The following is a 13,067-nucleotide window of genomic DNA, read 5'->3' as shown; positions in this document are numbered from 1 at the left end:
GGTGGCAATCCATGCGTTCAGAAGTCATGGATTGCCTCATTCGGTGCGCAATGACGGAGCTGCGTCGATTGTTGAGTTCAGTTGCAAGAGTTGTGCCGCCACTGCGACCGCGATCACTTCTGGCGCTTTGCCGGCAATACCCGGCAGTCCGATCGGGCAGGTCACCAGCGCCAGCTCTGACGCGGAAAACCCGCGCTCAGCCAGACGATGGCCAAAGGTGGCCCATTTGCTGCGACTGCCAATCAGGCCGACAAAAGGCAAGTCGCCGCGAGCGCGCTGGCGCAGCAAACAGGCGGCCACCACGGCCAGGTCTTCGGCATGGCTGAAACTCATGATCAGCACCCGAGACCGGGATGCCAGCGCGGCGACCGCGCCCTGCACCGGATCCGAATACTCGGCGCTTACGTTGGCGGGCAACGTTTCAGGAAAAACACCATCGCGGCTGTCGATCCAGTGCACTTGAAACGGCAGGTGGCCCAGCAACTGCACCAGCGCATGGGCCACATGACCGCCGCCAAACAAGGCCACTGGCGGCCATTGGGCTTGCTGAACCAGAAAATGGCGCTGCAAGCGGGGAATGTCCTGTGCGCTGACTGGCTCAAACTGCAACGTGACCTCGCCGCCACAGCACTGCCCCAGCGACGGCCCCAGGGCATAGCGCAGCACGCGCTCCGCAGGTTGGCCGGCAAGCATTTCTCGGGCCTGGCCGGTGGCTTGCCACTCCAGATGGCCGCCGCCAACGCTGCCGATCGTGGTGCTGGCAAACACCGCCATCCAGGCACCCGCTTCGCGCGGCACCGAGCCACGATGCGCTTGCACCGTCACCCAGACTGCGTGCTGTGAGCCCAATAGCTTTATAAACTGCTCAACGGCTGTCACAATCACTTACCTTTTTAAGTAATCCATAGAAGTGGCGAGCTGGCGTTTTTTGAGGCACATTACGGTTTTGGCAATGACAGTGCAAAATTAGTTTGCGCAGATCATCGCTATTTTCGAGACAAAGCATGAATATTTTTGCCCTACCCAGATTCAAATTGTCCCCGCTAGGTCTGCGCCTGGCTGCCATCATGGCCTTGTTTCTGGCCGGATGCAGCACGCCCCCCCCGCCGCCGCCCCCTCCCCCCAAACCCGTTCCGGCTCCCGCGCCAGCACCCGTTGTGGTGGCCCCGCCCGTGGCGCTTCCCACTTACATTTCGGAAGCCGTGACGCCCCGGGACTACCGGCGCGATGCCGCCAGCCACCTGTATGAGCGAAATATGAAGCGGGTTTACCAAGGCAAGATGCCACCGCTGCTTTACGCCATCGGCGTGCTGCAGGTGGAGGTGGACAACCGGGGCCGGGTCACCAGCACCAGCTGGATGCGTCCTCCCTTGCACGCACCCGAGGTGATGGCCGAAATCGAGCGCACCGTGCGCCTTGCCGAACCCTACCCCGCCCCGATCCGCATGGGACGCGTCACCTACACCGACACCTGGCTCTGGCACAAAAGCGGCCTGTTCCAGTTGGATACGCTGACAGAAGGGCAATTGTGAGACCTTGCGGGACATCCCCCACATCAAGAGCCCCGGTAGGTTGAGTAGCTCCACGGGCTCACCAGCAACGGCACATGGTAATGCTGCCCGGGCGTGGCAACACCAAAGTCCAGACTCACCTGGTTTAAAAAATTGGGCTCCGGCAGGACCACCCCCCTGGCCTTGAAATACGCCGCCACGTCAAACACCAGCCGATAGGTGCCGCGCTGTAATTCAGTCGCGTCCAGCAGCAACCCATCCGGATTGCGGCCGTCCTGATTCAGCGCAAACTGCTTGAGCAGTTTCAAGGCGTCGCCGTCCGTGGCGTACAAAGTCACCTGCATGCCGGCTGCTGGCGTGCCGTGCATGGTGTCTAAAACGTGCGTGCTCAGTCCCATGGTGAAGCCCTCAAAAATTTGATCAAAGTGTATACACTGCTGCACAGCCTGCCATCTTCTTCGCCCAAATTCATGCGCCACTACAACAGCACCCTGCCCTACCCGCGTGACCTCAAGGGTTACGGCCCCACGCCACCCCACGCCCGCTGGCCCGGTCAGGCCCGCATTGCGGTGCAGTTTGTTTTGAACTACGAAGAAGGTGGCGAAAACTGCGTGCTGCATGGCGACGCAGGTTCTGAGCAATTTTTGTCCGAGATGTTTAACCCGGCCAGCTACCCCGATCGCCACATCAGCATGGAAGGCATTTACGAATACGGCGCACGGGCCGGCGTGTGGCGCATCTTGCGCGAGTTCGAGCAGCGCGGCCTGCCACTCACGGTGTTTGGCGTCAGCATGGCGCTGGAGCGTTACCCTGAACTGGTGCAAGCCTGCCAACAATTGGGCCACGAGATCGCCTGCCATGGCTGGCGCTGGATCCACTACCAGAACCTGCCCGAAGCCGTGGAGCGCGAACACATGGCGCGGGGCATGGAAAGCTTGACCCGCCTGATGGGCACCCGGCCGCTGGGCTGGTACACCGGGCGCGACAGCCCCAACACCCGCCGGCTGGTGGCCGACTATGGCGGCTTTGACTACGACAGCGACTACTACGGCGACGACCTGCCGTTCTGGATGGAGGTGGCCAAAACCAGCGGCGAGGTGGTGCCGCAACTGATCGTGCCCTACACCCTGGACTGCAACGACATGCGTTTTGCCTTGCCGCAGGGCTACGCCTACGCTGACCCGTTTTTTCAGTACCTCAAGGACACGTTCGACGCGCTCTATGCAGAGGGCGACCCGGCCGGACTGGACGCCCCCAAGATGATGAGTGTGGGCATGCACTGCCGCCTGCTCGGGCGGCCCGGGCGCATTGTGGCGTTGCAACGCTTTCTGGATTACATCGGCCAGCATGACCGGGTGTGGGTGTGCCGGCGCATCGACATCGCCCGCCACTGGCAGGCCATCCACCCCTACACCACCCAGGCCTGACACCATGCCCCTGACCCTTGAACAACTCAATGCCGCCAGCGCCAATGACGCACTGCAACTGCTCGACGGCCTGTACGAGCATTCGCCCTGGATTGCGCAGGCCGCGCTGGCGCAACGGCCGTTTGCGTCGCTGCACCGGCTCAAATTTATCCTGACCCAGGTGGTCAGCGGCGCCGCGCGCGAGGCCCAGCTTGGGCTGATCCGCGCGCACCCGGAGCTGGCGGGCAAGGCGATGGTGAGCCAGAGCCTGACGGCCGAGTCGACCCATGAGCAAAGCAAGGCCGGCTTGACCCACTGCAGCGCCGAAGAATTTGACCGGCTGCAGCAGCTTAATGCCGCCTACAACGCCAAATTTGGCTGGCCCTTCATCCTGGCGGTGCGCGGCCCGCGCGGCCTGGGCCTGGGTCGGGCCGAGATCATTGCCACCTTTGAGCGGCGCCTGCACGGCCACCCCGACTTTGAGCGGCAAGAATGCCTGCGCAACATCCACCGCATTGCCGAGATTCGCCTGAACGACAAGTTTGGCGTCACACCAGCGCTGGGCGACTTGGTGTGGGACTGGCAGGAGCAATTGGGCCAGTACTCCGAAGCACCCGATCAACTGACCGTGACCTATTTGACCGACGCGCACCGTGCCTGCGCCGCTTTCATCCGCGAGCAAATGCAGGCCTGCGGCTTTGACAGCGTGGCCATTGACGCCGTGGGCAATGTGGTGGGGCGCTATGAGGCCACGGCCCCTGGCAAAACCCTGCTCACCGGCAGCCACTTTGACACGGTGCGCAACGGCGGCAAATACGACGGCCGCCTCGGCATTTTTGTGCCCATGGCCTGCGTGCGCGCACTGCACCGCGCGGGCCAACGCCTGCCCTTTGCGATCGAGGTGGTGGCCTTTGCCGAAGAAGAGGGCCAGCGGTTCAAGGCCACTTTTCTGGGCTCGGGCGCGCTCACCGGCGATTTCAATCCGGCCTGGCTTGACCAGTTGGACGCCGACGGGGTGTCGATGCGCGCCGCCATGCAACAGGCGGGACTGCGCCCGGACGACATCGCCAGCCTCAAGCGCGATGCGGCGCAGTACCTCGGATTTGTGGAGGTGCACATCGAACAAGGCCCGGTGCTTAACGCGCTGAACCTGCCGCTGGGCGTGGTCACGTCCATCAACGCCAGCGCGCGTTACACCGGCGAGACAGTGGGCACCGCCTGCCACGCCGGCACCACGCCGATGGACCAGCGCTCTGATGCCGCCTGCACTGTTGCCGAATTCATGCTGGCCTGCGAGCGCCGTGCCGCGCGCGACGGCGACTCGGTGGCCACCGTGGGCCAGCTCAGCGTGCCCAACGGTTCAATCAACGTGGTGCCGGGGCGCTGCCAGTTTTCACTCGACCTGCGCGCGCCTCTTGATGCCCAACGTGACGCGCTGCAAGCTGATCTGCTGAGCGCCTTGGCCGACATCTGCGCGCGCCGCAAAGTGCATTTGCAAATCACCGAGGCCATGCGCGCCAGCGCCGCACCGAGCGCGCCAGATTGGCAGCAGCGCTGGGAGAATGCTGTGGCCAGCCTGGGACTGCCGGTGCACCGCATGCCCAGCGGCGCCGGCCACGACGCCATGAAGCTGCATGAAATCATGCCGCAAGCCATGTTGTTTGTGCGCGGCCAAAACGCCGGCATCAGCCACAACCCGCTTGAATCCACCACCAGCGACGACATGCAACTGGCAGTGGAGGCTTTCAACCACTTGCTGATGCAATTAGCCACTGACATGTCCAATATCACCAACCCATGACCATGACGCCCTACACCCAGCTCGACACCTGGATCGACACCCACTTTGACGAACAGGTCAAGTTCTTGCAAGAACTCATCCGCGTCCCCACCGACACACCACCCGGCAACAACACGCCCCATGCCGAGCGCACTTTTGAGTTGTTGCAGGCCATGGGCATCGAAGCCGAAAAACACCCGGTGCCTGATACCGAGGTGCGGGCTGCCGGGCTGCAAAGCATCACCAACCTGATCGTGCGCCACCGCTACGGCGCAGGCGGCAAAACCATCGCGCTCAATGCCCATGGCGACGTGGTTCCTCCCGGCGAGGGCTGGACGCGCGACCCCTACGGCGGCGAAATCGAAGACGGCAAAATTTACGGCCGCGCCAGCGCGGTCAGCAAGTGCGATTTTTCCACCTTCACCTATGCCATGCGCGCGCTCGAGGCGGTGTGCAAACCCGCCAAGGGCAGCGTTGAGCTGCTGTTCACCTACGACGAGGAATTTGGCGGCGAAGTGGGCCCGGGCTGGCTGCTCAAACACCAACTCACCCGGCCCGACCTGATGATTGCCGCGGGCTTCAGCTACCAGGTCATCACCGCGCACAACGGCTGCCTGCAGCTCGAAGTGACCGTGCACGGCCAGATGGCGCACGCCGCCATTCCCGAATCGGGTGTCGACGCCTTGCAGGCCGCGGTGCAAATCTTGAACGTGCTGTATGCCCAAAACGCGCTCTACAAGTCCATCAGCTCACAGGTGGAGGGCATCAACCACCCGTATCTCAACGTCGGGCTGATCGAGGGCGGCACCAACACCAACGTCATCCCCGGGCGAGTCAGCTTCAAGCTGGATAGACGCATGATCCCCGAAGAAAACGCCGAAGAGGTTGAAGCCGGTTTGCGTGAACTCATTGCCCGCACCGCAGCAGGGCTGCCCGGCATCACCGTTGACGTCAGGCGCATGCTGCTGGCCAAAAGCATGCGGCCACTGCCCGGCAACCAGCCGCTGGTTGACGCCATTCAGCAGCACGGCAAAGCCATTTTTGGCGAGGACATTCCTGCGTTGGGCACACCGCTCTACACCGATGTCCGGATCTTCAGCGAAGCCGGCATTCCCGGCGTGATCTACGGCGCCGGTCCGCGCACAGTGCTTGAGTCGAACGCCAAGCGCGCCGACGAGCGACTGGAGTTGGAAGACCTGCGCCGCGCCACCAAAGTCATTGCCCGCGCCTTGCATGATCTGCTGAGTTGAGCTGGATCAAGTCTTCGGGAAGCCGGGCCGGCGCACGGCGACTTTTGTCTCTGCTTTGTCAGGAAAGTACTTTGTGCGGGTGTAAAGTGCAGGCCACACCAATTACAAGGAGACAACGATGAGCAGTGAACTATCCGATGCTGAACGGGCCCTGGGCGACGCCTCGCGCGACTACCACCGCTTTCCCACCCGCGGCAAGATCTCGGTCAACGCCACCAAACCGCTGGTGAACCAGCGCGACCTGGCGCTGGCCTACTCGCCCGGTGTGGCCTACCCCTGCCTCGACATCCAGGCCAACCCCGACCTGGCCTACGACTACACCAGCCGCGGCAACCTGGTGGGCGTGGTCACCAACGGCACGGCGGTGCTGGGCCTGGGCGACATTGGCCCGCTGGCGGGCAAACCGGTGATGGAGGGCAAAGGCTGCCTGTTCAAGAAGTTCGCCGGCATTGATGTGTTTGACATCGAACTGGCCGAACGCGACCCCGACAAGCTGATCGAGATCATTGCCGCGCTGGAGCCCACGCTGGGCGGCATCAACCTTGAAGACATCAAGGCGCCCGAGTGTTTCTACATCGAGGAAAAGCTCAAGGCGCGCATGGGCATTCCGGTGTTCCACGATGACCAGCACGGCACCGCCATCATCAGCAGTGCCGCACTGATCAATGCGCTGGAGCTGGTGGGCAAGAAGATTGGCGACGTGAAAGTGGCGGTGTCGGGCGCCGGCGCGGCCGCCATTGCCTGCCTGAACGTGATGATCGGCCTGGGTGTGCAGGTGAAAAACGTGTTCATTTGTGACTCCAAGGGCGTGGTTTACAAAGGCCGCCCGGGTGGTTACGACGAGTCCAAGGCCCGCTTTGAGCAAGACACCAGCGCCCGCACGCTGGCCGATGCGGTGAATGAGGCCGATGTGTTTCTGGGCTGCTCGGCCGCCGGTGTGCTGACCCAAGACATGGTCAAGACCATGGCTAGCCAGCCCATCATTCTGGCGCTGGCCAACCCCGAACCAGAGATTCGGCCCGAACTGGCCAAGGAGGTTCGGCCCGACTGCATCATTGCAACCGGCCGCTCGGACTACCCGAACCAGGTCAACAACGTGCTGTGTTTTCCCTACATCTTCCGTGGCGCGCTGGACTGCGGCGCGACGCAGATCACCGAAGCCATGAAGCTGGCCTGCGTGCGTGAAATTGCCGAACTGGCCAAGGCCGACATCAGCGAGGAAGTGGCCCATGCCTATGCCGGCCAGGACCTGGCATTTGGCGTCGACTTCATCATTCCCAAACCGTTTGACTCGCGCCTGATCCTGCGCATTGCGCCCGCGGTGGCGGCTGCGGCCGAGGCCTCGGGCGTGGCCAAGCGGCCCATCAAGGACATGGACGCTTACCGCCGTCAACTGTCGCGCTTCATTTACTCCACCGGCCTGCTGATGGAGCCGGTGTTCAACGCCGCCCGCAACGCACCCGACAACGCCAAGCGGGTGGCCTATGCCGAGGGTGAAGACGACCGCGTGCTGCGCGCCGCGCAACTCGTGGTCGAAGGCGGTCTGGCACGGCCCATTCTGATTGGCCGCCCGGCCGTTATCGAGGCCCGCATTCTCAAGGCCGGCCTGCGCCTGCAACTGGGCCGCGACTTTGACTGCTGCGACCCCAACGATGACCCGCGTTTTCGCCAGTACTGGGAAACCTACCACCAGGTCATGGGTCGCCATGGTGTCAGCCCCGAAGCCGCCAAGGCGGCGGTGCGCCGCTCCACCACCACCATTGCCGCGCTGATGGTCAAGCTCGGTGACGCCGACGCCATGCTGTGCGGCCTGCATGGCCGCTTTGACGTGCACCTGGACCATGTGCGCGACATTCTGGGCGTCAAGGTGGGCGCCTCCGGCTTTGCCACGCTGAACGCGCTGATGCTGGAGCAATACTCCATCTTTGTGGCCGACACCTATGTCAACGAAGACCCCAGCGCCGAGCAACTGGCCGACATTGCCCGCATGGCTGCCGACGAGGTGCGCCGCTTCGGCATCGCGCCCAAGGTGGCTTTCTTGTCGCACTCCAACTACGGCTCGTCCAACCGGGGCTCGGCGCGCAAGATGCGCCTGGCGCGCGACCTGTTCAAGGCCAGCTGCCCCGACATCGAGTGCGACGGCGAGATGCAGGGCGACACGGCCCTGTCAGAAGACATCCGCAATGCCACCCTGATCGACAACACCCTGAGCGGCGCTGCCAACATCCTGATCTGCCCGAATCTGGACTCGGCCAATATCCTGTTCAACGTGCTCAAGATGACGGGCAGCAATGGCCTCACCGTCGGCCCCATCCTGCTGGGCTCCGCCGCCACCGCGCATGTGCTCAACCCGTCGAGCACCGTGCGACGCGTGGTCAACATGACCGCGCTGGCGGTGGCCGATGTGAGCGCGGCGCGCTGATTGGCGATCCAGAAAAAAGGGGCCTGCATCAGGCAGGCCCCTTTTGGTGCCTGAGCAATCTGAAGGTTCAGAGCTTCATCACCAGGGCGCTGAATGCAAAGGCGCCCAGCAAGACCAAAAGAATGGCCACACCGAAGGCCAGGCTGAGTTCTCTGGGCAAACCGCGTGCCCGCAATTTCCGCATGGTGAACCAATGCTGTACCGCCGCCACGGCAAGCGACAAGGTGCCCAGTATCACCAGCAGGTAGCTCAAACTGTCGGTACCAATGTGTCGTGGCATGCCGGGCAAGGTGACCACCACCTGCCCGAGCTTGCCAATGGTGAAGCCAAAGCTGATCAGCGACAGTGCCGTGCGGATCCAGGCCTGCAGCGTGCGCTCGGCCGCCAGCAAGGTGCGCTCCAGCGCGAGTGTCGTTGCATCGACCTTGTCAAATGAAATGTCGCTGCCACCCAAGCCGAACTTGGCTGCCAGGGCATCTTCGAGCCTGCCTATCTTGGCCTTGAGCGACTCATGCTTCGCCCCGGATGCCGGTTGGGCCGAACCCTTGGTTGGTTCAATCATCGCTCGCACCCCTTTGTTACTTGCCGCCACCGGACAACCGGTTGACGGGGCCGCGCAACAGCAAATAGGGCACCACGGCCAGCAACAGCGCGGTGAGCAGGGTCTGCAGCGGCCTGAATCCCCCAATGGCAACGTACTGGTACACCAGGTCAAGCAGCAAAGCGATCAGGAACACATTGCGAAAACCCTTCCAGCCGTCCTGCAGCAGGTAGCGCCTGTGCTCGCTATTGGTCAGCAAGGCCCAGCCATAAGCTGGCCGGCCCTCGCGGGCATCCTTGCGGCCATCACGAAAAGCAAAAAATATGGCTACCAACGGTTGCAGATAGATCCGGAAATGCATCGGACCGTCAACGCGCCCGATCAGTTCTGTGATGAAATTTGACCAAATACTGTCCATGATGGATCAACCCCTTTTTAAAATGAGCCATATGCTAGCGCCGCGGTCGCCACGCAAGCAATGAGACCTTGGTCTGATCAAGCCTTCTCGTGCGACCTCTCACCGACTTCGGCCGACTTTCCGGCCTGCCACGGCCAGCGCCCTTCCACCTCCACGGTCAGGGTCCAGCCGAGCACCGTGCGCAACACCACCAGCAGGCCCAGCGTGGCCAGGTTGACCAGCGTCAGCTCGATGGTCAAGGTGCGGATGATGTCGGCGGCCACCAGCAACTCCAGACCAAGCAGCAGGCTGCGCGCCAGCATCAGGCGGTAGCGCTCGTAGGCCCGCACCGCGCCGCTTGGCATCTCAAGCAGCCAGCGCACTGTGCCCACAGCGATGAAACCGACCATCACCATCACCGCCAGCAGTTCGACGCCCTGCGTCGCTGCCTCGATCCATTCGTTTACCATCGCCATTGTCTTGCCCTTTCGAGGTGTCACATCAGTTGACCGGAGCCGTGATCAGCGGTGCCCGCAACGCATGCGGCAGCAGTGGTTCAGGGTCGCCCTGCGCTCGGCAGGGGCGCCATCAACCCGGCAACCACCGCGTCGATGGCCGCACCCGGATTATTGCGTGCCTCGCTCGAGACGCTGCCCTCGGCCGTGGCCTGCCACACCAGCAGCTTGCGCCTGGCCTCGATCAGGTCGAGGCTGAGCGTGCCCTCCCGGTAGGTCACGGTTTCCACCATGGTGGCGCCATAGCCGCCATAAAAGCCACGGCGATAGCCGTAGTAACCCATGGCGGGCGTGGCGCGGAGCTCCTGCTTTTCCTGCACGTTGGCAAAGAAGTTGAGCAGCAGGTCAGGGTTGGATTCGCTGTAAACATAGCCCTTGGCCTCCATCGCGCGGCGCGTGGCGTCCTTCAGCCGCGTGGTCAATACCGACTCGTAGCCGGCCCGGTCGGTGGCCAGCGGCGAGAAGTAGCCAAAGGTCTTGTAGTTGGCAAACTCAGCCGCCGGGTTGATGTCGCGGTGGATGTCAGGGCCGGTGGCACAAGCACACATCAGCGCAACTGCAATCAAAATGGCGGCCCGCTTTGACATAGCGCCAAGTTTCATGTGAACACCTCCAGATTCTTTGCCATTCATTTGAGCCCTGTACAGTCTCATTGATTCTAGGGGCACCGACCAGTTGCTGCCAATGAGACTTTGGGCCAACCGAACACCAAATTCATCAACGTTAGGCCACATGCAATGCATTCGGGCATCCAGAGTCAAAAATCAAGGCTGAAAATGATACAGTAATCAACCTAAGAAATATCCGGAAGGAATCCAAAATGCAAAGTTTATCCACCCCGACGCGGCTGACTCGCTTGCCGCTGATCAGCATTCTTCGCTTCAAGATTCGACATATTCTGGCTTTGCTCATGTCGTTCACGCTCATTGCCCTGGGCGGCGTGGCGCAGGCCGCCAGCAAGGCAGAGATGCAGCAGGAAACCCGCAGCATGGCACAGGAAACCCTGACCCGCCTCTACCAGTCCACACCCAGCGCCAAGACAGCCATTGAGCGTGCCGCGGGCTATGCGGTGTTCAGCAATTTCGGCATGAAGATCCTGTTCGCCGGCGGCGGCACCGGCAAGGGCGTGGTGGTTGACAACAAGTCGAGAAAAGAGACCTTCATGAAGATGGTCGAGGCCCAGGCGGGTCTTGGCTTCGGCGTGAAAAAGTTCAAGCTGGTCTGGGTCTTCGAGAATAAATCGGACCTGGACAAGTTCGTCAACTCCGGCTGGGAAATCGGCGCGCAGAGCTCGATCACCGCCAAATCGGGCGGCAAGGGCACTGAGGTATTTGCTGGCGCCCTGTCCGTGACCCCCGGTGTCTGGCTGTACCAGTTGAGCGATGATGGCCTTGCCCTGGAGCTGACCGCCAAGGGAACCAAGTACTACAAGGACAGTGATTTGAATTGAGTCCCCGGACTCAGCAGCCACTCAACCAGCGGCCATGAAACACCCGGATTCAAGCCGACGGTTTACGGGCAGCTTGATTGCTGTGGTGCTGGCCTTTGCCTGCGTTGCATGCGCCGCGCCACCCGACATTGCTGCGCCTGATAAAGCGCCCGCGCCCGCCGGACCGGGTGCAGCATCGCATGATCTGGTCACGCTGGACGCGCTCGCGGGCACCACCTGGGTGCTGCGCGCCTGGGACGTTGCCGAACCGGCGCCGGCGCAGCCCGTCGTCACGCTGAGCTATGCGGCAGGCCGCTTCTCCGGCAGTTCGGGCTGCAACCGCTACACGACCGCCGTCACACCGGGGAACACGCCGGGCGAGTTGCAGGTGGGACTGGTGGCCGGGACGCGCATGGCCTGCCCGGATGCACAGAGCGCAGTCGAGACGCGGTTTCTGCAACGACTGCAGGCGGCACGGCGCTTTGGCTTCAAGTCGGGCCAGCTCGCCATTTCGACACCCGGCGCGAACGGACCGGGCGCGACCCTGCTGTTTGAGGCCAGTGTTCCAGTCAAGCCCCAGTAATATCTCAACCGTCAATGTGGTCCATTTTTAACACTCAAGAGTCTGCCATGTCCCCACTCCAATCCAAACCCAAACTTGCAGCCAGCGGGCGGCGGGCGCGCAGCATGACCACAGTGGCCGTGCTGATCGCATCACTTTTCACGCCACAGCTTTTCGCGCAGGCCCCTGCTGCTGCGCCCGCAACTGCCACCGCCAGTTACTCGGTCGAGCAACTCGACAAACTCGTCGGGCCGATTGCGCTCTACCCGGACGACCTCATCGGCATCATCCTGCCGGCAGCGACGAACCCGTTGCAACTGGTGCAGGCGGACCGCTATCTCGACAAGCGCAAGACCGACCCCAAGCTTGCGGTCAACGAGCAATGGGACGATGCGGTGAAGTCGCTGCTGAACTACCCCGAGGTGGTGAAGACCATGAGCAACGACCTCGACTGGACCTCGGCACTGGGTGAGGCCGTGGTGGCAGATCAGGGTGAGGTGCTGCAGGCTATCCAGACGTTCCGGCGCAAGGTGTATTCAACCGGCAACCTTAAGAGCGATGGCAAGCAGGTGATCGTGGTCGAAAAGGAAGTCATCAAGATCGTTCCGGCCGACCCGCAGGTGATCTACGTGCCGCAGTACAACCCGACCACCGTGGTGGTGTATGGCGGCTATTCATCCTGGGGCTACTACCCGACACCCTACCCTGTGTACTACTACCCCTATGCGCCCGGTGCGGCATTTGCCGCCGGCCTGATCTGGGGTGCAGCGATCAGTTCGGCATGGCATGGCCATCACTATGTGGCGCACTACGGCAGCAACGCCAACATCAACATCAACCGCAATACGAATATCAACACCGGCAACATCAACACGGGCAACATCAATGCCAACCGGCCAGCAGCCGGTGGGGGGTCGAGCCAGTGGAAGCCCAACAAGCAACCGGGCCAGGTCAGCAGCAGCGTTGGCGCCAATCCCCCTGCCCGTGTAGGCGACACACCTGCCGTCGGCTCAGGCGCGGCCGGTAACGCGACACGCCCGGCAACGCAGCCGAGGGCGAGCACGGGCGGCAGCGCCTTTGACGGCTACGGTTCTGGTCGACAAACCAGCATGGACAGCTCCCGCGGCGCCTCCAGCCGCGCCAGCGCCACACCCAGGTCGACTGGTGGCAGCCGCCCGCCCCTGCCCGCGGGTGGTGGCCGCAGACGCTAGGACACAGCCATGACACCCAAGCCTTCAACCCTCACTTTGACGA

General features: G+C 62.5%; 14 protein-coding genes. 8 read left to right on the top strand and 6 right to left on the bottom strand.

What is annotated here, in order from left to right; all coding sequences use genetic code 11:
* Positions 1-36: 36 nt before the first annotated feature.
* Positions 37-882: a xanthine dehydrogenase accessory protein XdhC gene (gene xdhC / locus GPS82_RS02205; RefSeq protein WP_296490589.1), complete on the bottom strand. Its 846-nt coding sequence runs from the start codon at positions 880-882 to the stop codon at positions 37-39.
* Positions 883-1,004: 122 nt separating this feature from the next.
* On the opposite strand from xdhC, the gene GPS82_RS02200 reads away from it, so the two are divergent.
* On the top strand, positions 1,005-1,532 hold the full coding sequence (locus GPS82_RS02200; protein ID WP_296490567.1) for a hypothetical protein: 528 nt from the start codon (positions 1,005-1,007) through the stop codon (positions 1,530-1,532).
* Positions 1,533-1,555: 23 nt separating this feature from the next.
* On the opposite strand, the gene uraH is transcribed toward GPS82_RS02200, so the two are convergent.
* Positions 1,556-1,909: a hydroxyisourate hydrolase gene (uraH, locus tag GPS82_RS02195; protein WP_296490565.1), complete on the bottom strand. Its 354-nt coding sequence runs from the start codon at positions 1,907-1,909 to the stop codon at positions 1,556-1,558.
* Positions 1,910-1,981: 72 nt separating this feature from the next.
* Between uraH and puuE the strand changes: the two genes are divergently transcribed.
* From puuE to GPS82_RS02175, 4 genes are all read left to right on the top strand, one after another.
* A complete protein-coding gene (gene puuE, locus GPS82_RS02190) occupies positions 1,982-2,938 on the top strand; it encodes an allantoinase PuuE (protein WP_296490587.1) in 957 nt (318 codons plus the stop codon).
* A 4-nt stretch (positions 2,939-2,942) separates the two neighbouring features.
* A complete protein-coding gene (uraD, locus tag GPS82_RS02185; RefSeq protein WP_296490564.1) occupies positions 2,943-4,718 on the top strand; it encodes a 2-oxo-4-hydroxy-4-carboxy-5-ureidoimidazoline decarboxylase in 1,776 nt (591 codons plus the stop codon).
* A gap of 2 nt (positions 4,719-4,720) precedes the next feature.
* Positions 4,721-5,947, top strand: coding sequence for a M20/M25/M40 family metallo-hydrolase (locus GPS82_RS02180; protein ID WP_296490562.1), 1,227 nt, complete (start codon positions 4,721-4,723; stop codon positions 5,945-5,947).
* Between the two features lie 118 nt (positions 5,948-6,065).
* Positions 6,066-8,369 carry an NADP-dependent malic enzyme gene (locus GPS82_RS02175; RefSeq protein ID WP_296490561.1) on the top strand — a complete coding sequence of 768 codons (2,304 nt, stop codon included), beginning with the start codon at positions 6,066-6,068 and terminating at the stop codon, positions 8,367-8,369.
* A gap of 67 nt (positions 8,370-8,436) precedes the next feature.
* Here the strand turns inward: GPS82_RS02175 and GPS82_RS02170 are convergent, their stop codons facing one another.
* From GPS82_RS02170 to GPS82_RS02155, 4 genes are all read right to left on the bottom strand, one after another.
* Complete coding sequence (locus GPS82_RS02170) at positions 8,437-8,931, bottom strand: DUF202 domain-containing protein (RefSeq protein ID WP_296490560.1); 495 nt, start codon at positions 8,929-8,931, stop codon at positions 8,437-8,439.
* A 16-nt stretch (positions 8,932-8,947) separates the two neighbouring features.
* On the bottom strand, positions 8,948-9,328 hold the full coding sequence (locus GPS82_RS02165) for a hypothetical protein (protein WP_296490559.1): 381 nt from the start codon (positions 9,326-9,328) through the stop codon (positions 8,948-8,950).
* Positions 9,329-9,405: 77 nt separating this feature from the next.
* Positions 9,406-9,783, bottom strand: coding sequence for a DUF1622 domain-containing protein (locus GPS82_RS02160; RefSeq protein ID WP_296490558.1), 378 nt, complete (start codon positions 9,781-9,783; stop codon positions 9,406-9,408).
* Between the two features lie 80 nt (positions 9,784-9,863).
* On the bottom strand, positions 9,864-10,424 hold the full coding sequence (locus tag GPS82_RS02155; protein WP_296490557.1) for a DUF4136 domain-containing protein: 561 nt from the start codon (positions 10,422-10,424) through the stop codon (positions 9,864-9,866).
* 218 nt (positions 10,425-10,642) lie between these two features.
* On the opposite strand from GPS82_RS02155, the gene GPS82_RS02150 reads away from it, so the two are divergent.
* The 3 genes from GPS82_RS02150 to GPS82_RS02140 are packed head-to-tail and all read left to right on the top strand — an operon-like array spanning position 10,643 to position 13,024.
* The gene (locus GPS82_RS02150) at positions 10,643-11,272 is read left to right on the top strand and encodes a YSC84-related protein (RefSeq protein WP_296490555.1); all 630 of its coding nucleotides are present in this window, start codon (positions 10,643-10,645) and stop codon (positions 11,270-11,272) included.
* Between the two features lie 34 nt (positions 11,273-11,306).
* Positions 11,307-11,834, top strand: coding sequence for an META domain-containing protein (locus GPS82_RS02145; RefSeq protein ID WP_296490554.1), 528 nt, complete (start codon positions 11,307-11,309; stop codon positions 11,832-11,834).
* A 47-nt stretch (positions 11,835-11,881) separates the two neighbouring features.
* Positions 11,882-13,024, top strand: coding sequence for a DUF3300 domain-containing protein (locus GPS82_RS02140; protein WP_296490553.1), 1,143 nt, complete (start codon positions 11,882-11,884; stop codon positions 13,022-13,024).
* Positions 13,025-13,067: the final 43 nt, after the last annotated feature.

The sequence above is a fragment of the Rhodoferax sp. genome (genome assembly GCF_011391645.1).
GTDB lineage: Bacteria > Pseudomonadota > Gammaproteobacteria > Burkholderiales > Burkholderiaceae_C > Rhodoferax.
Note: the sequence above shows the minus strand (reverse complement) of the source record. Positions and strands in the feature narration are given on the sequence as shown.

What these genes read in the sequence shown, in the direction of transcription:
- GPS82_RS02200 (WP_296490567.1), top strand. Translation starts at nt 1,005, where the DNA reads ATGAATATTTTTGCCCTACCCAGATTCAAATTGTCCCCGCTAGGTCTG.
- uraH (WP_296490565.1), bottom strand. Translation starts at nt 1,909, where the DNA reads ATGGGACTGAGCACGCACGTTTTAGACACCATGCACGGCACGCCAGCA.
- puuE (WP_296490587.1), top strand. Translation starts at nt 1,982, where the DNA reads ATGCGCCACTACAACAGCACCCTGCCCTACCCGCGTGACCTCAAGGGT.
- uraD (WP_296490564.1), top strand. Translation starts at nt 2,943, where the DNA reads ATGCCCCTGACCCTTGAACAACTCAATGCCGCCAGCGCCAATGACGCA.
- GPS82_RS02180 (WP_296490562.1), top strand. Translation starts at nt 4,721, where the DNA reads ATGACGCCCTACACCCAGCTCGACACCTGGATCGACACCCACTTTGAC.
- GPS82_RS02175 (WP_296490561.1), top strand. Translation starts at nt 6,066, where the DNA reads ATGAGCAGTGAACTATCCGATGCTGAACGGGCCCTGGGCGACGCCTCG.
- GPS82_RS02170 (WP_296490560.1), bottom strand. Translation starts at nt 8,931, where the DNA reads ATGATTGAACCAACCAAGGGTTCGGCCCAACCGGCATCCGGGGCGAAG.
- GPS82_RS02165 (WP_296490559.1), bottom strand. Translation starts at nt 9,328, where the DNA reads ATGGACAGTATTTGGTCAAATTTCATCACAGAACTGATCGGGCGCGTT.
- GPS82_RS02160 (WP_296490558.1), bottom strand. Translation starts at nt 9,783, where the DNA reads ATGGCGATGGTAAACGAATGGATCGAGGCAGCGACGCAGGGCGTCGAA.
- GPS82_RS02155 (WP_296490557.1), bottom strand. Translation starts at nt 10,424, where the DNA reads ATGAAACTTGGCGCTATGTCAAAGCGGGCCGCCATTTTGATTGCAGTT.
- GPS82_RS02150 (WP_296490555.1), top strand. Translation starts at nt 10,643, where the DNA reads ATGCAAAGTTTATCCACCCCGACGCGGCTGACTCGCTTGCCGCTGATC.
- GPS82_RS02145 (WP_296490554.1), top strand. Translation starts at nt 11,307, where the DNA reads ATGAAACACCCGGATTCAAGCCGACGGTTTACGGGCAGCTTGATTGCT.
- GPS82_RS02140 (WP_296490553.1), top strand. Translation starts at nt 11,882, where the DNA reads ATGTCCCCACTCCAATCCAAACCCAAACTTGCAGCCAGCGGGCGGCGG.